Annotated in this window: 17 protein-coding genes; 7 read left to right on the forward strand and 10 right to left on the reverse strand. The window is 39.5% G+C overall.

Features of this window, described 5'->3' with window-relative positions; all coding sequences use genetic code 11:
• Positions 1 to 186 precede the first annotated feature (186 nt).
• The 5 genes from IFO69_RS19660 to IFO69_RS19680 are packed head-to-tail and all read left to right on the forward strand — an operon-like array spanning position 187 to position 6,460.
• Positions 187 to 2,622 (forward strand): YfhO family protein, encoded by a 2,436-nt coding sequence (locus tag IFO69_RS19660; RefSeq protein ID WP_192011852.1) that lies wholly within the window; start codon positions 187 to 189, stop codon positions 2,620 to 2,622.
• Positions 2,606 to 3,319: an SAM-dependent methyltransferase gene (locus IFO69_RS19665; RefSeq protein ID WP_192011853.1), complete on the forward strand. Its 714-nt coding sequence runs from the start codon at positions 2,606 to 2,608 to the stop codon at positions 3,317 to 3,319. Before IFO69_RS19660 ends, IFO69_RS19665 begins: the two co-directional genes overlap by 17 nt.
• 21 nt (positions 3,320 to 3,340) lie before the next feature.
• Positions 3,341 to 4,198 carry a glycosyltransferase family 2 protein gene (locus IFO69_RS19670; RefSeq protein WP_192011854.1) on the forward strand — a complete coding sequence of 286 codons (858 nt, stop codon included), beginning with the start codon at positions 3,341 to 3,343 and terminating at the stop codon, positions 4,196 to 4,198.
• Positions 4,199 to 4,248: 50 nt separating this feature from the next.
• Positions 4,249 to 4,965 carry a class I SAM-dependent methyltransferase gene (locus tag IFO69_RS19675; protein WP_192011855.1) on the forward strand — a complete coding sequence of 239 codons (717 nt, stop codon included), beginning with the start codon at positions 4,249 to 4,251 and terminating at the stop codon, positions 4,963 to 4,965.
• A 4-nt stretch (positions 4,966 to 4,969) separates the two neighbouring features.
• Positions 4,970 to 6,460, forward strand: coding sequence for a lipopolysaccharide biosynthesis protein (locus IFO69_RS19680; protein ID WP_192011856.1), 1,491 nt, complete (start codon positions 4,970 to 4,972; stop codon positions 6,458 to 6,460).
• On the opposite strand, the gene IFO69_RS19685 is transcribed toward IFO69_RS19680, so the two are convergent.
• The 3 genes from IFO69_RS19685 to IFO69_RS19695 all read right to left on the reverse strand — a co-directional run bounded on the left by IFO69_RS19685 (position 6,450) and on the right by IFO69_RS19695 (position 8,447).
• Positions 6,450 to 6,851: an acyl-CoA thioesterase gene (locus IFO69_RS19685; protein WP_192011857.1), complete on the reverse strand. Its 402-nt coding sequence runs from the start codon at positions 6,849 to 6,851 to the stop codon at positions 6,450 to 6,452. The two genes, IFO69_RS19680 and IFO69_RS19685, sit on opposite strands and share 11 nt — an antisense overlap.
• A gap of 156 nt (positions 6,852 to 7,007) precedes the next feature.
• On the reverse strand, positions 7,008 to 7,883 hold the full coding sequence (locus IFO69_RS19690) for a DUF6528 family protein (RefSeq protein WP_192011858.1): 876 nt from the start codon (positions 7,881 to 7,883) through the stop codon (positions 7,008 to 7,010).
• Positions 7,884 to 8,057: 174 nt separating this feature from the next.
• Entirely contained in the window at positions 8,058 to 8,447 is a 390-nt protein-coding gene (locus tag IFO69_RS19695) for a DUF302 domain-containing protein (RefSeq protein ID WP_192011859.1), read from the reverse strand.
• A 343-nt stretch (positions 8,448 to 8,790) separates the two neighbouring features.
• On the opposite strand from IFO69_RS19695, the gene IFO69_RS19700 reads away from it, so the two are divergent.
• Positions 8,791 to 9,354, forward strand: a complete 564-nt coding sequence (locus tag IFO69_RS19700) for a hypothetical protein (RefSeq protein ID WP_192011860.1) — start codon at positions 8,791 to 8,793, stop codon at positions 9,352 to 9,354.
• A 15-nt stretch (positions 9,355 to 9,369) separates the two neighbouring features.
• Here the strand turns inward: IFO69_RS19700 and IFO69_RS19705 are convergent, their stop codons facing one another.
• The 7 genes from IFO69_RS19705 to IFO69_RS19735 form a co-directional block, all read right to left on the reverse strand.
• Positions 9,370 to 10,464: a DegT/DnrJ/EryC1/StrS family aminotransferase gene (locus tag IFO69_RS19705; RefSeq protein ID WP_192011861.1), complete on the reverse strand. Its 1,095-nt coding sequence runs from the start codon at positions 10,462 to 10,464 to the stop codon at positions 9,370 to 9,372.
• Positions 10,439 to 11,749, reverse strand: a complete 1,311-nt coding sequence (locus IFO69_RS19710; RefSeq protein WP_192011862.1) for a glycosyltransferase family 4 protein — start codon at positions 11,747 to 11,749, stop codon at positions 10,439 to 10,441. The genes IFO69_RS19705 and IFO69_RS19710 overlap by 26 nt, the downstream gene beginning before the upstream one ends.
• Positions 11,750 to 11,796: 47 nt before the next feature.
• Positions 11,797 to 12,945 (reverse strand): glycosyltransferase family 4 protein, encoded by a 1,149-nt coding sequence (locus IFO69_RS19715; protein WP_192011863.1) that lies wholly within the window; start codon positions 12,943 to 12,945, stop codon positions 11,797 to 11,799.
• A 170-nt stretch (positions 12,946 to 13,115) separates the two neighbouring features.
• Complete coding sequence (locus IFO69_RS19720) at positions 13,116 to 16,064, reverse strand: FAD-binding and (Fe-S)-binding domain-containing protein (RefSeq protein ID WP_192011864.1); 2,949 nt, start codon at positions 16,062 to 16,064, stop codon at positions 13,116 to 13,118.
• A 100-nt stretch (positions 16,065 to 16,164) separates the two neighbouring features.
• The gene (locus tag IFO69_RS19725) at positions 16,165 to 16,902 is read right to left on the reverse strand and encodes a class I SAM-dependent methyltransferase (protein ID WP_225444229.1); all 738 of its coding nucleotides are present in this window, start codon (positions 16,900 to 16,902) and stop codon (positions 16,165 to 16,167) included.
• A 31-nt stretch (positions 16,903 to 16,933) separates the two neighbouring features.
• Entirely contained in the window at positions 16,934 to 18,256 is a 1,323-nt protein-coding gene (locus tag IFO69_RS19730; protein ID WP_192011865.1) for a DUF2254 domain-containing protein, read from the reverse strand.
• A gap of 68 nt (positions 18,257 to 18,324) precedes the next feature.
• Positions 18,325 to 18,705: a hypothetical protein gene (locus IFO69_RS19735; RefSeq protein WP_192011866.1), complete on the reverse strand. Its 381-nt coding sequence runs from the start codon at positions 18,703 to 18,705 to the stop codon at positions 18,325 to 18,327.
• 196 nt (positions 18,706 to 18,901) lie between these two features.
• On the opposite strand from IFO69_RS19735, the gene IFO69_RS19740 reads away from it, so the two are divergent.
• The gene (locus tag IFO69_RS19740; RefSeq protein ID WP_192011867.1) at positions 18,902 to 19,252 is read left to right on the forward strand and encodes a single-stranded DNA-binding protein; all 351 of its coding nucleotides are present in this window, start codon (positions 18,902 to 18,904) and stop codon (positions 19,250 to 19,252) included.
• Positions 19,253 to 19,530: the final 278 nt, after the last annotated feature.

Here is a 19,530-nt window from a genome sequence, read left to right on the forward strand (position 1 = left end):
TTAGTTTAAAACTTGATATAACATATACTGTCATAAGCTAAAAGGTGAGCGTAGTAATTGAATGGGGTTAACCATTTTCATCAATACTAAAATTTAGCACTCTCCTGTTCTCCTATCCTTATTATAAGTCCACATTAATTTTTAATTTGCAAATCGTTTTGACATAGGGTTAACCAAAAAATCAGCATGCAAATCAATTTCAAAAAAGAGATATTACCACACCTCTTAGGGATCGTTTCTTTTTATACTTTGATCGTCTTATACTTTTCTCCCATTATGTTTGAGGGGAAAATGATTTTCCAAAGCGATATCCTTCAGTGGGAAGGTTCGGCCAAAGAAATACAAGACTTTAGAGAAGATACGGGCGAAGAAGCCCTATGGACCAACCGTATGTTTGGTGGCATGCCCGCCTACCTGATCAACACTGAATATCCTGGCGATATATCCAGAGCAGTTATCAGCGTAATAACACTTGGACTTCCCCACCCCATTAATGGCCTGTTTTTCGGAATGGTCGCTATGTATATACTACTTTTGACCTTCAAAGTTCGGCCAGAAATATCTGTCATGGGCGCTTGGGCTTTTGCCTTTAACACTTTCAATATGCTTAGCCTAGAAGCTGGGCACAATGCGAAAATATGGGCAATTTGTTTGATCCCACTTATTCTGGCCGGAATCCACATGGCTTTTGGAGGGAAAAAGCTATTGGGCTTTTCAGTCACTGCTTTGGCCTTGATGTTGCAGATTCGCTTCAATCACCTTCAAATCACTTATTATACCTTGATCACTATCCTGATCTATGCCATTGGCCAATTGGTATATTATATAAAAGAAAAACAATTACCTGAATTCGGTAAAACGGCAGCTATTCTGATCTTGGGTGGTTTATTGGCTGTCGGGGCCAATTCAAACCGATTGTTGTCTGTACTGGAATATGGAAAATACTCCATTCGCGGTGAGAAGACTTTAGAAGGTAATACTCAGAATGAAAGTGGCCTGAACAAAGAGTATGCCTTCAGTTGGTCTCAAGGTAAGCTAGAGTCCATGACTTTACTAGTGCCAAATTTCTCCGGTGGTGCCAGCCAGGAAGCTTTGGGAGAGGATTCCAATACTGAAAAAGCTTTACAGCAAAACGGAGTTTCTGGCGCTCAACTCAGCAATTTTATACAAGGTGCCCCAACCTACTGGGGAGACCAACCTTTTACAGGAGGGCCTATTTATGGGAGTATCATTATGGTATTTTTGTTCGTAGTAGGGATCATCTACGCCCCTAAACGCTTCCGAAATATCTTTGTGGCGATCACCATTATTTCATTGATGTTGGCATGGGGCAAAAACCTAGCTTGGTTCAATTTCACTCTTTTCGATATTTTGCCTGGCTACAATAAATTCAGGGCCGTATCCATGGCTTTAGGCATCACGCTGTTTGCCATTCCGGTTTTGGGGTGCATTGGACTGGAAAACCTTTTCTCAGATTCAGACCAAAAGAGAAAGTTGAAAGGATTGCTGATGTCATTTGCCATTGTTGGAGGAATCACCTTGCTACTAATTGTTTTAGCTGGTGCATTTGGCTTTAAAGGAACTGCTGATACCAATTTCCCAGAATGGCTTACCAGTGCACTTCGGGCAGATAGAAAGGCCATGCTACAAAAAGATGCTTTTAGAAGTCTCGCCTTTATCACCTTGAGTGCAGGATTGATTTTCTTGGCCATTAAACAGAAGACTACTTATTTCTATGCAACATTGGGGATAGCTGTATTGGTCATTACAGATGTTTGGACCATCAATAAAAGGTATTTGAATGACGAATCATTAAAGAAAAACCCTAGCAGCAGCTACTTTGCTCCCACTGCAGCTGATAAAAAGATCATGCAGGATAATGGGTATTTTAGGGTACTCAATCTCCAAAACACTTTCAAAGATGCCCGTACCAGTTATTTCTTCAATAGTCTTGGGGGATATCATGGAGCTAAGATGCGCCGCTATCAGGACCTGATTGACAGGGTGCTTCAACCAGAAATCAACCAATTCATCCAAAAAGCACAAGAAGGTTCTTTTGACTATCAAAGCCTTAAGGCCGTCAATATGCTGAACACCAAGTATATTTTGGCTGGACAAGGGGAAAATGGGGTATTCCAAAATTCACAAGCAAACGGACCAGCGTGGTTTCCAGGTGAAGTTGTTCCAGTCAGCTCTAATGAAGAAGAAATCCAGCAAATCCCTAATATAAACACTAAAACCCAAGCCACTGTCAACACTTCAGAATTTGAAGCTCAAGCTGGAGCTGGTTCAGTAAGTTTATCACAATATTTACCTAATGAACTGCACTACTCTGTCAATGCCCGAAAAGGAGGCTTAGTGGTTTTCTCGGAAATCTATTATCCGGCAGGATGGAATGCCACCATCAATGGAGAAGCTGCAGAAATCATTCGCACCAACTACCTTTTACGCGGGCTGATGGTACCTCAAGGTAAGTCGGAGGTGGTATTCAAGTTTGAACCAAAAACCTATTATAGAGGTTCATTTATAGCGGTTTCCTCCCAATATTTTATTATATTACTATTGATTGCAGGATTAGTAATGCCGTATATAAATCGCCCGAAAAATGGAAGAGAAAGATAAATATTTCAGCTATTACGACCAGTTTAATTCAGATCCCAAAAAAGATGAAATAAACGTGCTGCACCTACATATTTTAGAAAAACTAGTAGGCGCTGGCTTGAAGTCCCATCATAAGGTATTGGAGGCGGGCTGCGGATTGGGAGAGCTTAGTCATCTTATTGCACAGAAAGTAAAAAACGGACAAGTCCTCAGTATAGACATCAGCCCAAGCAGCATAGAAAAAGCTTCTGAGCTATGGAAAAAGCAAAAAAATCTCCAATTTAAAATAGCGGAAATGAAGGCTTTTGAAAATGATGGAGAGCATTATGATTTCTTTATCCTATCTGAAATTTTGCAACAGGTCTCCAGGGATAAACACTTCAGGATTTTTGAAGGAATCAAAAGACATTCCCACGAAGATTCTGTGATTTTCATCAATTTGCCTACCCCCAAATTTTCAGAATGGAAGGCCCAAAATGACCCTGAGAGCCTTCAAGCTGTTGAAGCCTTTGTAAATATTGCCGACCTGATCCAAAGCATCAGCGCCAATGGTTTTTACTTGGAAAAGGTTGTCCCCTATTCTGTTTTTTTTGAAGAAAACGATTTTCAATATTTCATTTTCAAATCCTTGAACATGCTTTCCAACCCTACTCCCAAAAAGAAATGGGCTCTTACAAAGGAAAAGCTCCAGTTTAACCTGATGAACCTGCTGATGTAGTTGGCAGCTCAATCTTCCCTTATGTTAAAATACAGTGTCATTATTCCTGCGCATAATGAAGCGCAGTTTTTACAGGGCTTACTAGACTCATTGTCCAAACAAAGCTTAAAACCTGACCAAGCTGTTATAGTCAATGACAACTCTACCGATACCACCGAAAACATCATAGATGACTATCAAACTCGCTTTAAATGGATCAGTAAAGTTAATAGTCAAACAGAAGATTTTAGATTGCCTGGCAGTAAGGTGGTGGCTGCATTTGAAAAAGGTCTTGCACAAATTCAACAGCCTTATGACTTCATAGTCAAGCTAGATGCTGATTTGGTTCTACCTGAAAACTACTTTGAGAAAGTGGCTCAAACTTTCGAAAATCATCCAAAAGCAGGTGTGGTTGGGGGATTTGCTTATGAGTTGGAAAAAGGAAAATGGGCATTGAACCATCCCATGGGAAAAGACCATGTTCGAGGCGCATTCAAAGCCTACTCCAAAGCTTGTTTTGAGAAAATGAATGGGTTGCGGTGCAGCATAGGTTGGGACACCATGGATGAGCTGCTTGCTCAATATCACGGTTTTGAAGTTATTACATTGCCAGAATTAAAAGTAAAACACCTTAGACCTACAGGCTCCTCTTACTCAAAAAAAGCCAAACACATGCAGGGTCAAGCCATGTATAAAATGCGCTATAGTTTGAGCATCGCTTTTTTATCAATGGCCAAGGTGAGCTTAAAACAAAAAAAACCATCTTATCTCTGGGACAGCATGATTGGCTATTTTAAATCCTATTTCGATGGTACCCAAAGGGAAGTAACCAAGGCAGAGGGAAAGTTTATCCGCAACTACCGTTGGAAAAACATCTTTCAAAAGATCAGCGGTAAATAAATTGATTTTTCATAAGTTTGAACACTAAAAGCGACCGGTTGACCCTCAGTATGGCAAATCCCATCATTCAGCAACTCAAAAAAGAACAAGATAGAAGTATTCTCCCTAACCAAAATTGGCATAGAGAAAAATCCGATGGACTTCAATATATCCGATACCGGGTTTGTCGTCCCTTAATCAAAGGGGTTTTCTATACTTATCGTTGGTGGAACAAACCAACCCCTTGGTTTGCCCCATCTGCAGTCAATTTCCTTAAAAAGTGGCTCAAAAAGGACATGTTAGGCCTAGAATTTGGCAGTGGTGCCAGCTCCAAATTCTTTGCGAAAAAGATCAAACAATTGGTAAGCGTAGAACATCACCAAGGATGGTATGAACATGTTTCCAAATGGTTTAAGGAAAATCATCTTGACAATATTGATTATAGGTTTATCCCTGAATCCCCTGATTTTAAATCTACTGAGCTTCCTAAGTTTTTTAAAAAAAATGACCTAAAAAGTGAAGACTACCAATTCAAGCAACAGTTCTGGGACTATTTTCATGTAGCAAATGAATTTCCAGATGAATATTTTGACTTCGTCCTAGTAGATGGCCGAGCCAGAGTGGCATGCCTCCTCAATTCAATTCCAAAGCTTAAATCTGGAGGGTTAATGATATTGGACAACTCTGATAGGCCTAGTTATCAACTGGCTTTTGATGTACTAAAAAATTGGGAAAATTACACCTGCACCACAGGACTTTCTGACACCACTTTTTGGATCAAACCATAAACTTATGGGGATCATTAGGAAACAATCTTCACAGACAACCATCATAGCTTATACGGGCATTTTGATAGGCTTTGTGGGTTCTGCACTACTGCGTCCCAAAATATTATCAGAGGGAGAAATTGGCCTGCTCCAATTGGTCCTAAATACAACAGCACTTTTTGCCTCAATCTTCACTTTGGGCACCAACTTAACCACCCTGAAAATGATCCCTGAATTTAGGGATAAGCCAGAAAAGAAAAAAAGCTTTATCAGCTTTTCGCTTTTGGTAGGACTTGCAGGCACCATGCTGGCTATTCCTGTTTTTTTGCTGACCAAAAAATTTATCTTCCAGACCCAAGATGGAGGTTTTGAAGGATTTAATTACAACCCTACCTTTTACTGGGGCATTATAGTGGTGATTGGTTTTCGGGTATTCCAATATATTTTGGATGCTTATTTACGCACCAACCATCAGCCCTTGCCCGGTGTTTTTGCCGAAAGTATTATTCAAAAATCATTGCCAATTATTGGTTTGATCCTTTTCTATTTCCAGTGGATCAGCTTTCAGCAATTGATCTATTTTAACCTCGCTATTTTTGTACTGCCATTGCTTATTTCTTTCATTATGCTAAACAAAGCCAAAGCCTTCAACTTAGGAAGACCAGGACCTTTTAGCCTAGAAGAAAAAAAGACCATAGCCGGCATTTCCTCCTCAGGGATTTTGGAAATTCTCAGCAGCAGTTTGATTTTGTATATCGACACCTATATGATCCAATGGTTGATGGGAGAAGATGCTGTGGGCATTTATACCACCCTTTTCTTTTTTGGGGTGGTCATTAGTGTTCCGGCCAAAGCCATCAGAAGAGTTTCTATTGTTACCATATCGGAATCGATGGCAGAAGGAGATTTCAAAAACATTCAGGACATCTACAAAAAAAGCAGCCAAACCCTACTAGTAGTCGGGGGCTTATTGTTTTTGGGCATTTGGTGCAACCGCTACAGCGTGGGCAACTACCTAGGAGAAAATTATGCCATGGCCTTACCCGTATTACTATTTACGGCCATTGCCCAATTGGTAGACTGCATCACTTCTGTAAATTACCAGATCATTGCTGTTTCCAAACACTATTATTACAACCTTTTTATGGGCTTTTTGACCTTGGCCCTATTGGTGACCACCAATTACCTTTTGATCCCGGTCATGGGCGTGGCAGGTGCTGCTTTGGCCTCTTTGGTCAGTATGATCTTGATCAACGGACTCAGATACTTATTCTTAAAACAGAAATACCAACTCAGCCCCTTCTCTGCGGGCAACCTTAAAACCATCCTTATTATCGGCTTAATATTGCTTCTGATTGAGTGGATTCCCAACATGGAAAATATTTATCTGAACTTAATATTCAAAGGTACTTTGGTACTTTCACTTTATATTCCAGCAGTCTATTTCACTAAGTGTTCCCCTGATTTTAATGTGGTGATGGATAAGTATTTGATAAAATTGGGAATCAAGAAATAGCCTTTAACCATTCCGGTGTAGGGAGTACCAATTTTCGGGCTTTGGTATCAAACAAACCTATGGTCATCTCCACTTCTGAGCAGCGGTTACCTTGACTGTCCAAAATCCATTGTTCAATGGTGCCCACTTTCGACTTATAACTTTTGGTTTTGGAAAAAATGGTGATTTCTTCCCGCAACTTTAACTCCTTGATAAATCTAATTTTTATTTCTAGGATTACCGGACCCAAACCTGTCTTTTTGATTTCCTTTAATCCGTAACCGTTGTCTGTGATAAACTGCCATCGAGCCTCTTCATAGATTTCCAAATAAGTGGCGTTGTTCACATGCCCAAAGGTATCCAAATGGAATTCCTTAATGATCATAGGGTATTCAAAAGTGTTACTTTCCATTTTCAGTAAAATAATAAGTAGTAAAAGGTTTAGGTTTAAAATTCCAATCCTGCGGAGTTTTCTGTTTTAAAAGGCAAAATAGCCAAAGTCTGAATACTTTGAAAAATGAAAAAGCCCAAGTTTAGAAAACTTGGGCTTTTTCTTGCTGAACTTTAATTATTCAAACCACCTTGCTTTATAGACCTTCATGTCTGGAAAAGCAATCTTTTTGTTCGGTCCATAGAAAGTAACATGATGCGTCCACCAGCTTTTTTCGGGAATGGTCAACATATACTGCCCAGAATCATGTTCTCCCAAACTCTTGATATTTTCTGTATTAGGAATTTCCTCCAAACTACTGAACTCTTCTGAGGACAAGTCAAATTTCCAAGCACCCGTATGTTCTGTCAAAAGAAAGTCTTGCCCATCAGCAGTGAGCTGAAGATCGTGACCTCCTTCTCCGGGTATTTTCCATTCTTTCTGTAAAACCAAACTATTAGGGTCTGGCATGGTATACTCTCTTAACACATCATAACCTAAGGCGAAAAGTGAATTTCTTTCCTTATGCCAAATCAGACCATGTGCTGAATACAGACTATCTTCAAACATCGGTTTATCATTATTTTGGATGTCAAAGAGCATGATCTTATTCCCTGCGCTGTGAGTGGAAGCTGCTGCCACCAAGCGGTTGTATGGCAATATCTCCACCGAATGGGCATTGGGTACAGAAGCATAAAACAACACTTCGCTAGTCTCACTATCCAACATAGCTACCCCACCAGATGAAGAAGAGACCAAAATCTTTTGCCCTCCATCAATTGCTTTACAATCGTCCATGGTATTGAATTTCTTGTCCCGATATTCAGCTGGTAGGTCTTGAGCCTGATGTGCATCCCAGGACCAAACGACATGCGGTTTGTCTTCTGTGGATTGTTCATAATCCACCAGTAGGACCTTATGATCCCCACAGACCAGAAAAGACTTATTAGCTGTACTTGGCGAACAGGATACGTAAAGCAAGACAACAAGAATTTGAAAACAACAAAATTTCATATATATATATTTTACTTACATATATACTAAGAATTCTTCTTATACCACTATTAATTCGATGATCAATGATTGAATCTTTTGTTAAAGAAGTCACCTCTCCATAATGCATCCTTCCTAAATGTCAGAAAATAGTTCAAGATTAAGCTTTATATGGAGATAATAAAACTGTTACTGCTATAATCCCTCCACGATTCTCTTTAAGCTATTTCGCACCGCTTCAGCAATGCTTCCCAAACTTTCATTTTCCACGGCACTCATGGAAGCTACCGGATCCACTGCGGCTACTTCAATAGTACCATTACTCAATTCCTGAACCACCACGTTACAGGGTAAAAATACTCCTATCTTATCTTCCGCTTCAATTGCCTTATGGGCAAAGTTAGGATTACAGGCACCTAGAATACGGTAATTCCTAAAATCCACATCCAGTTTTTTCTTAAAAGTTGCTTTGACATCAATGTCTGTAAGTACACCAAAGCCCTCTGCTTTCAAAGCTTCAATCACCTGATCAATCACTGCATCAAAAGAAATGTTTTGAAGGGTTTTATTATAATAGTAATTCATGGTTTCTTAATAGTTTGGTTAACTTTTAAGTTACAAAATCCCCATACTGTGACACAGGTCACATATCTATATAAAAAATTAAAATGAACACAGGTAAAAAGGGTAAAAATAGATAGACTTCTTATCTTTTATTCAAGTTTAAAGGCTTAAACCTGAGCTCTAATCTCAATTAAAAAATGCCTGAACTGCTTTAAAAACTTGTCTTAGCTATTATTACATAATCTAGACTCTTGAGTTTAGAGAAATTTAAAATCTTTAAGCTAGGGACATTTTCCAAAAAAACAGAAATTGAAAGAAATACTTTATATTAGTTAGATGCTTTCTAAACATTGAAGACCTCACCATGAAAAGCAAATATTTAATTTTAATATTTTTTTTCCTTTTCAAATGTACATTTAAATCAAATATAAATGAACAACTGTTACTTTCTTCCAAATTAGAGCATTTTACACAAGCAGAATTTGAAGAAATAATACTTTATTTCAAAGATTCAGGTAAAGTAATAAACCTTAACAAAGATGTCCCACTCAAAGAATATTTGGAATATCTAGAGCAAAATACCAATGAATCAACTTTTTTTGTTTTTCTTCCAGAAATTTCATCCAAAACCTATTTACCAATATTCCTTCCCACAAATGGTCCAATAATAGACATTGATATTAATGACATAGTTTTTGTAAATAGTTTAAATGACATAGAAGGAGCAACAGAAGACTTTAAATTGATATTTGTAAATGCCTCTAATTTTAAAAGTGCTGAACTTGATGATTTATTTAATTGTCTTGCAAAGGATTATTTAAATAGTATAAATGAAGCACTCCATAACAGAGCACTGCCAATATCCGAAAAAACAAAGATAAAAATTGCTAAAAAGTACCCCTTGGAAGTATGGGTTAGCACCAGATAATATCAACTTTCAACCTCAATTATAAAATGCCTGAACTGCTTCACAAACCTGCCTTACTTCCTTTTCTCCCAAATAGGGATGTAGGGGCAAGGACAGTGTAGTTTGGGCCATTTTATTGGCCATGGGGAAGTCTCCATCACCTTTAAAAGGCTTGGTAGCGGGAACAGCCTTTGGATAATGAATGGCTGTACCTATCCCTTGCTTCTCCAAGTATTGTTTTAAGGCATCACGTTCCTCGGTTCTGATAGTAAAAAGATGTGCATTATTGTCATCTTTTAAAATCCTGTCAGGCACTGTAATTCCCTTTGTATGTTGTAAATGTTCCAAGTATATTCCAGCAAGTTGCTTCCTCTTTTGCTGCCAGGCTAAAAAATATTCCATTTTTACATTCAAGAAGCCTGCTTGCAAACTATCGATTCGGCTATTTCTACCTACCATCTCATGTACATCCCTCTTTGATTGGCCGTGTGTTAGCATTAACCTAATCTTCTTTGCCAAAGCATCATCACTGGTTATCACCAATCCTGCCTCACCAAGAGCTCCCATGTTTTTGGTTGGGTAAAAGCTAAAACAGCCCATCTCTCCGAAAGCACCAGCGCTGTTACCCTCTTGAAAAGCACCAAAAGCTTGAGCAGCATCTTCCACCAATTTTATTCCCAAAGGTAGTGTAATTTGCATTAAGCGTTTCATATCCACCATCTTTCCATAAAGATGTACTGGCATTATAGCTTTGGTTCTTTCCGTAATTTGCTGCTCTAAAACATTAAGATCCAGCAAACCATATTGATCCACATCGCAAAAAACAGGCTCTGCTCCTACCATTTTGACCACTTCAGCTGTGGACACCCAGGTCAATGCAGGTACAATCACCTCATCTCCCGGCCCTATTTCCAATACTCTCAATGCCAATTCCATCGCATCGGTTCCATTAGCGCAGGCAATCGCATGAGGAACCTTTAAAAAGTCTTCTAAAGAACTTTCCAGCAAGTCCACTTCTTCCCCGCCAGAGAAAATTCCCTTTTGCAACATTTTATTGAATTTTGCCTTAAGCTCATCAGCCAAATCGGCATGCATGTCTGCCAAATCAAGAAAGGGAATTCGCATTTTCATCCAGTAATTGGGCTAGTTTTTGGCTAAGGTATTTTCGTTCAAAATGGTCAATGCTACTACTCGTCATGCTCTTTACACCCTCCATGATTTGTTGCTCCAAGTAGGCTTGAATCTCATCCACAGACTCGTGTGAGAAGACCTTACCTGCCCCCGCTTCCTGAATGATTTTGCTGGCATCACCTAGCGGGTCACCTAAAGCTACTATTGTCCTTCCTGTGGCAATATATTCGAAAAGTTTTCCCGGAATATTGCCTTTTGCATTTTTAGTATTGGTTAAGATCAACAAAAGCATATCCGCTTTTTCATAAAAAGTAAAAACCTTTTCGTGGGGCATGTAACCTGGGAAATCCACACGTTCTGCCAACCAAGGATCTTCCTTTACAAAATGGCTAACCTTTTCGCTTACCCTACCCACAAAAGTCAATTTTACGGTTTTTTCCATTGGCGCAAATGCTTGTTTAAAAGCATTGAGAAAAGGGATAGGATTTCGTATCGCATCTATAATTCCCGTATAAACGATCTCAAAGACAGGCGATTCTGACTTCTTCTTTTGAAAGTCTTTGGGCAAATCAGCTGAATCAAAACCATTCGTGATTAAATCAATTTCTCTATGAGCAATTTTTGCCAACTCCTCTTGGAATGTAGGAGAAATGGTCACCACCTTATCGGCCTCCCTGAACACAGATTGCTCCAATCGCTCATGTCTCCTCCGAATGGATTTCATCATGGGCAATGTGTCTAAAAATTCCCAAGTGGACCAAGGATCACGAAAATCCGCTATCCATGGCAAGCCAGACTTTCTTTTAAGATCTCTTCCAATTAAGTGCATACTATGGGGAGGTCCTGTGGTGATAATGGCCTGGATGCTATTTTTCTCCACAATATCCAACAGGTAATTGACAGAAGGCTTCACCCAAAACACCCTTGGGTCAGGAATCATGGCATTGGCCCTCAGCCAGATGGAAGTCTGGTCAAACCAGTTCTTGTGCCGCTTTTCTATGAGCTTAGAAGGGTCTTCTGCCTTTCCCTTCTTTTTCTTCTTCAAAAACCTAAATACTCCATAAGGCTCCCAAATTGGAAATTTAATCACCTCCCAATTGGGTGAAACCTCTTTGAGCATGGTCTCATCCTTAAGTTCGAAATCAGGATTTTCTGGTGTAAAAATCACTGGCTCCCAACCATATTCAGGCAAAAACTTGGCAAATTTCAACCAACGTTGTACACCAGAACCTGCACTAGGCGGCCAGTAATACGTAATAATTAAGACCTTCTTGGAAATTTCCATTCAACAAAGATAATGTTTTGGTGGAGAGTAAAAGCAGCCCAAAAACTTTACTTCATCAAGGAACGGTACTTTTCTAACAATAGGGCATGCATTTTTTTTCTACCATATTTGGCCGTCACATCAAGATACAGCTGATCCGTTAAGCCCTGCATCACTTCTCTTTTGACATAAGCAAATTCTATTGCATCCTTCAGCACTGCCTTGTCCTTGACAGGAAACACCAAGCCTGTTTTTTTATTGGTCACAATATCTGTATTGCCCATGATATCAGAACAGATTATTGGCAATTGCATCGCTGCAGCTTCCAAAAGGACATTGGGAAATCCTTCCCGATGAGAGGCATGTACCAACACATCGGATATGGCCATATAATGCTCTACATGATCTGACCAGTTTACTTGAACAATGCGGGGATGGTCTTCAATCTTTCTAATGGTCTCCTCATCAAGCGGGTTCAATTCCTGCTCAAAATCACCTAAGAGTACCAATTTGGAATGGTTAACTATTTTTGAATTCAAAAATGCCGTGACCAATTCATCTATTCCTTTATCTTTCACCAATCTTCCTACTGCTAGAATAATAAAATCATTGTCTCCCGGCATCACCCGCATGGTGGCAGCCACCAAATGGTTTTCTTTTAGATTATCCCTGTTAAATCGCTCCAAGTCAACCCCATTAGAGGAGCCTTCTCCCAACACCTCTACTTTTGCAGCTTCTGTAAGGTTTTCTTTGATAATAAAGTCCTGCAAGGATTTGGCATTTGGCCAAACATGAGTGGCATGACCGAAGGTCCACCTCTCCATGGTTTCCAAAAGCTTCCTTTTATTGTCCTTGGTCACCACATAAGGCAATCCAGCAACCGTATGGATCCTCACTTTCACCCCAGCAAATTTTGCCGCAATCATTCCCAAAAGCCCAGCCTTAGGCGTGTGGCTATGCACAATATCAGGTTTTTCCTGCTTGAAAAGTTGGAACAGTTTCCAAAGACAAACCAAATCATGAAGTGGAGTGATCTTCCTGGTAAATGGAATTACTGAATGTTCACAGCCTTCTTTTCTCTTGACCTCGTTGACTTCCTTTCCATCAGCACTGACCATCAGGACATCCCAACCAGCATCTTTCAAATATTTCATTTGGCCAGAAAGAAGTAATTTTAGGGAAATGGGTACAGTAGTGACGCGGATTATTTTCGGCATGAATTCTTGCTTTAAAAGGACAAATATAAACCTAAAAAGTGAAGGAATATATCTAAGAGATGAATTATAAATACAGCTTATTGTTCATCATCAAATATTTGACCAAAAAATAAAAAAGGTAGATAAATGGTTGACAGCACCTTACCACTGTCAACCATCCATAATAATCATTAAAGTCCTGCAGCTTCAAAAAGAACCTCTACAGGGTGTAAAGCCTTCCTTCCAGTTCCATCTGCAATCTGATGACGGCAGCTGGTTCCTGGAGCCGCAACAATCGTTTCAGGCCTAGCCCTTCTGACAGCTGGAAACAAGACCATCTCCCCAACTTTCATACTCACCTCATAATGTTCCTCTTCATACCCAAAAGATCCGGCCATTCCACAACATCCTGAAGGAATGGTTTCCAAGGTATAGTTTTCCGGTAAAGTCAACAGCTTCTGAGTAAACTGTACAGATGAAAGTGACTTTTGGTGGCAGTGCCCATGAAGCAGGACTTTCTTGCTAGCCTTGGTAAACTGGTCTGCCGTAATATTTCCTCGCATGGCCTCTTTGGCCAAAAACTCGTCCACCATCATACTGTTCCTTTTCAACTTCTTGGCATCTTCCACCAGATCAGCCCGAACCAACCTTGGATATTCATCCTTAAAGCTTAATATGGCCGATGGCTCAACGCCCACCAAAGGTTCATCCAAAGTCACCAGGTCTTTAAAAAGCTGTACATTTTTATTGGCCAGGTCTTTGGCCCTGTCCAAAAGGCCCTTGGACATTGCCCCTCGACCACTTTCCGGATGGTCAATCATCTTGACCTCATATCCCAAATGATGCAAAAGTTTAATGGCTTTGATTCCAATTTCTGTATCATTGAAATTGGTAAACTCATCACAGAAAAAATGAACGGCTCCTACTTTCTTTTGTGACGTTGGAAGTTGGCTGTAATTCTTTTGGTACCACTTTCTGAGGTTCACCTTGGCAATGGTGGGCAAGTTTCTCTTTTCAGCCACTCCCAAAACTTTCTTCATCAATGACCCAGTTGATTTATTGGTCATAATGAAATTGGTCATGCCAGGGACAAGGCTTCCCAGCTCATTCAGGTTATTGATATAAGCAAAAGCTTTACTTCTCAGTGGAACTCCATTTGTCTTTTGGTATTGATAGAGGAATTCAGCTTTCAAACTGGCCATATCAACATTGGAAGGGCACTCTGAAGTACAACCCTTGCAAGACAGGCAAAGGTCCATAACTTCTTTGATCTCTGGATGATCAAAAGGATTATCCTTAGTATTTTTTGTCAAAAATTCCCGAAGGGTATTTGCCCTACCACGGGTAGTATCTCTTTCATTTCTGGTAGCCATATAGCTTGGGCACATGGTTCCTCCAGATATGGGCAGCTTACGACAATCACCCGAACCATTGCATTTTTCAGCAGCCCTAAGTATCCCACCTACATGACCAAAGTCCAAAGCTGTATCGAACTCAGGTGTCTTCATATCCGGCTCGTAACGAAGAAAGCTAGTCATCGGTGCAGTATCTACAATCTTGCCTGGATTGAAAATATTTTGGGGGTCCCATGCTTGCTTGATCCTGCGGAAAAGCTGATAATTCTCCTCACCTACCATAATAGGAATAAAAGCAGCCCTTACCCTACCATCACCATGCTCTCCACTTAGGGAGCCATCAAATTTCTTAACCAGTTTGGCCACTGCTTCTGTAATTTTGTAGAAATCTTCTACATCTTCGGACTTCTTTAGGTCAAGAATAGGCCTAAGGTGAATTTCCCCAGCACCAGCATGGGCATAGTGCACAGGTTTCTGTCCAAAACCTTTCATGATCTCACCGAACTCGTCAATAAAATCTGCCAAATCATCGATATCCACAGCCGTATCTTCAATACAAGCCACAGCCTTTTTATCTCCCGGGATATTGGCCAACAAACCAAGACCTGCACTTCTCAGCGCCCAAACATTTTTGGTTCTCTCTCCAGTGATGATCGGGTAAGCATATCCTAATCCTGCAGCCTTCATACCATCAATAGTCTTCTGGGCCAAAGCCAAAGCCTCTTCCTCTGTTTCGCCTCGGAATTCTATCATCAAAATCCCCTCTGGATCCCCCTCTACAAAGTACCGGTTTTTACTTTGCTCAATATTTTCCTTGGTACAATCCAAAATAATTTTATCCATCAACTCACAAGCGGTGGGATGATTTTTCATGGCCAACTGGGTAGCCTTCATACTCTCATGTATGCTCTCAAAGTGAGCTGCCACCACTACATCTTTTGGGGCAGGAAGTGGATCCACATGAATCTTTATTTCGGTAGTAAAAGCGAGGGTTCCTTCGGATCCACAAAGAAGCTTGCAATAATCAAAAGCCGTATCAGTTTCTGAAAAGATTTCTGTTTCCAAAAGATAATCGACCGCATAACCTGTATTCCTCCTTTGGACAGAAGGCTTGGGAAACTGACTTCTAATATTTTCTTGGTTGACTGGCTGAGCCAGTTCATCATATATTTTTTGATATAAAGCTCCCTCCAAAGTTTCCAGTTGCTTTTTCTGCTCAAATTCCTCTTTGGATATTTTAGCAAAAGTAGCTTCTGATCCATCACTTAAAATGGTCTGCAACTCCAATGTATGCTCTCTGGTAGAGCCGTAAATAATAGAGGTAGTACCACAGGAATTGTTTCCTACCATCCCTCCGATCATCGCCCTATTGGCAGTGGAAGTGACGGGACTAAAGAAAAAGCCATAAGGTTTCAAAAAAGCATTTAGCTCATCCCTGACCACTCCAGGCTGTACCCTCACCCAACCTTCTTCTTTATTAAACTCCAGTATTTGTGTAAAATATTTTGAGACATCCACCACTATTCCATCACCCACACACTGTCCCGCCAAGGATGTCCCTGCAGTCCTAGGAATCAAGGATGTTTTATACTGCCTGGCAAATTGAATGAGTTTTTTGATATCTTCTTTGGTCTTCGGTAAGGCTACCGCCAAAGGTAATTCCCGATATACCGAGGCATCTGTGGCATAAAGGGTTTTCATCAATTGATCGTAATGCAAATCACCTTCTAAATCTTTGGCCAATTGGGCCAAAAAAGGTGACAAATTCTCTGGTTCGTTAGACATGCCATAAAATTAAGACAGTTAGGCCAACTAATAAATAATAAAATGAAATATCTATTGAAAATCTTTGATCCCACATTTATGAAGTTCACCAGAAGAAATATTACTGCTTGTTTATCCCCACCCGTAAAATCAAAGGAAAGTTAACAGGCTTCATTTTTTCCGCCCCCCATTTATTTCTCAAGCCTTCTTCAATCAAATCAACTGGATTGGTGCCATTCTGTTTGATATAATGTTTGACTGCAGACCAAGTGTTTAGGTAACCTAACAAATCATCAAGACTCCACCTTTCTTCAATGCTAAATTGAGGTGTTGCCAACTCTTCAAATTGAAAAGGGATACTTTTGTAGGCCTCCTCGATATACTTTCTTTCCGGATCCCAAAAGTCTGCCAACAAATCAGCATACAGGTATTTTATTTCTTGATCCAAACCAGACACATCCATTAAACCGTAACCTATTAAAGCGATCACCCCATTTGGTTTAAGTGTCCTGTTTACTTCCTTAAAAAATGGATCAAAATCGAACCAATGTACCGCTTGCGCTACTGTAATTAAGTCAAAAGTATGGTCTAAAAACCCACTTTTCTCTGCTGGGCATTTTGTATAATAGACATTGGGTTTCCATGGCGCTTGAGCCATTTGCTGCTCGCTGATATCACTAGCTTCAACCCTTTCAAAATAATTAGAAAGAATGGATGCAACCTGTCCATTCCCTGTCCCACAATCCCAGGCTACTTTCCTGGTTTTCAATTGACTAATTAACCAGACATAGAAGTTTTCAGGGTAAGTAGGACAAAACTTCTCGTATTCTGATGCATGACCGGAAAAATTATCTTTCATAAAAATCTTGGTTAAAATTTTATCAGAAGCCTCAGATTAACGTTTTTAGTTGTTCATATCTCTCTTTTAAATCCTTCACATCATTCTCATCCAAAAAACTTTTCTCACCAGTGTGGGAAATCATAGAGGCATGTTTTAGGATAATGTTTTTATGTTGGTCATCCTCTGCAAACTGAAAAATGGTTATCATGGCTTCCATTAACCTGATAATTACCGCTGGACTATTGCTTCCAAATTGACGGATCTGGTTAAATGCCACACTCATCACACCATCAAAACTTATCGTTTTGGTTACCAAACGCATCTCACCTTCTCCATCAAAATGATACGGGCTTGGTAGTCTTGCGGAAGTCAAATAGCAGATCACATCGGTCAGTTTATCAATACAGGTAATGGCGGTAAAAGGATCATTGACTCCAGGTGAAAGTGCCCTAGCAGCTACTTCTACCATTTGCCTGATGGCAAACTCGGCATCTTGAGAAGATGTCCTTTTGTTGCCGATGATAAAAGAAGACCTAAAGCGATCCTCAAGTCCATCTTCCAATTTTCCAGATGTATGAATAATGATCAACTCCTGTTTTTCTACTATAAAATTGCCAGCGTGCTTTTTGACTTCTACTATTCCTTGAACCTCCTTGGCCAGTTCCATTAATTTATGATGATCGATGGATTGAAGGTAACCGCTTTTTCTAGAATTAAGTGAGTATTCTTGTTTTAGCTGAGCCTTTTTTACCTCTAGCATTTTCTCATCGAAAGTAAGTGGTTCACTGTCATTGGTATCTTTGATTGGAAAAAGACGCTTAAAATTTTTATGAAGGTTATTATTCACATTGGAAATCACTTGGTCTGCTTGAATACTAACCGAAATGTGATGGATAAAAATGACCAGCAAAAATATATTGACAATAGCGAGAAAAATCGCAAAAATGATGGAAATATTTGGAACAAAACCCAACTCCTCCCCCGACTTTACCGCCCTCAAAACCAATAAGCAATAGTTAAAGGTGGCTATGTAGGAACCCAAGACCACTTGATTGATCCGGTCATGCATAAAATTCTGTAACAAGCGGGGGCCAAATTGTGAAGAAGCCAAAGTCAAGGCCACCAATGTAATGGAAAATACTGTTCCCGCCACACCGATCATCGCTCCTGCTATGGTGGACAAAATACTTCTAGCAGCTTCTTCTTCCCCAAACATGTAATACTTGAAAACTCCTGAAGGTTCGAACTCCCACACGGTGTCCAAATAGATAAACCCAGTCGCTGCAATAATGGAAACCAGAATCAATTGCAATGGCACAAACCAAAAACTCGATTGAAGAATCGACCAAAAGTAAACTAATTTTGTTTTCAAGACCAGTTGTTTTTTAAAATGTCAAACCTATGTCCGCCTATTGAAAGCCAATTTTACGTGATTGGCCATTATTTAGAGACAGTCTTCTTTCTCACCACCAAAAACCAATCAGGGTCTCGATCCAGTTCCAAATAGCCAAAGTCATAGCAATAAACATACACATTGCCTTTTTTGTTAACATATTGATGCGTGTAGTATTTGAACTGAAAGCCTTCTTGCAAAAGTTTTTCCCGATTGACTTTTATCGTTTCATCAGTATTTTGCAAAATTGATTCCAAAATATTTCTGTTTTTCTTCAAGGCATTATTAATGTTTCTAATCACATTGTTCTTTACTGCCTTTAACTGATTATTATAGCTGTTGCGACATTGATCGTCGCAAAACTTTTTATCGGCCCTTCCTTGAACAGGCTGGTCACAATACAAACAATTCTTTCCGTTCCCAAACATAAAAAATAGCATTTAAGGTAAAAAACTAATTGAATTTACAAAGCAAAACACACATTAGCAAACACTTACAAACGACTGTAAACGGAAAGAAACATTTAATACCCGACTATCTTCCCCAGCTCCATTCAAATTTGTGTCATCAGCAATGAATATAAATAATCTTTTTAAAACATTCTTTAACCTAAATTTTAGCATTATGAACACTTTAAGAAACAAAGTTCAATTAATCGGAAGGCTTGGCGCAAAAGCCGATTTCAAAGTTCTGGACAACGGAAATACCATGGCCAGAATAAGTTTGGCTACCAACGAAGTCTACAAAAACAACAAAGGTGAGCGCATAGAGGACACTACCTGGCATCAGTTAGTGGCATGGGGAAAAACTGCAGAAATTATCAACAAGTACACGGACAAAGGAAGTGAAATAGCCATTGAAGGAAAATTGATCAACAGGACCTACACGGATAAACAAGGTGTAAAAAAGTACATTACAGAAATTCAGGTCAATGACTTGGTGCTCTTAGGTGATAAGAACAAAGCTGAAGCTTAAAGGGATACATTTTACGTAATGATCAAAAGGCTCAATATGTTTGGGCCTATTTTATTTTAAATTTAAAGTGTAATATCCTTGATCTATTGTTTTACCATAAACCAAGTACAGATGGATTAATTTAAAAAGACACGTAAAATAATAGCCAATAAAAAAGAGGCTGTCTCAAAAGTAGATAGTTTAAAAGGCTAGCTGATTTCTCGGCTAGCCTTTCCTGTTTAACTCAAAATGGATATTTTGAGGTGTGAAAAAACAAGACTTAAATATAGCTTTTAAAG

It is taken from the genome of Echinicola arenosa (assembly GCF_014841125.1).
GTDB lineage: Bacteria > Bacteroidota > Bacteroidia > Cytophagales > Cyclobacteriaceae > Echinicola > Echinicola arenosa.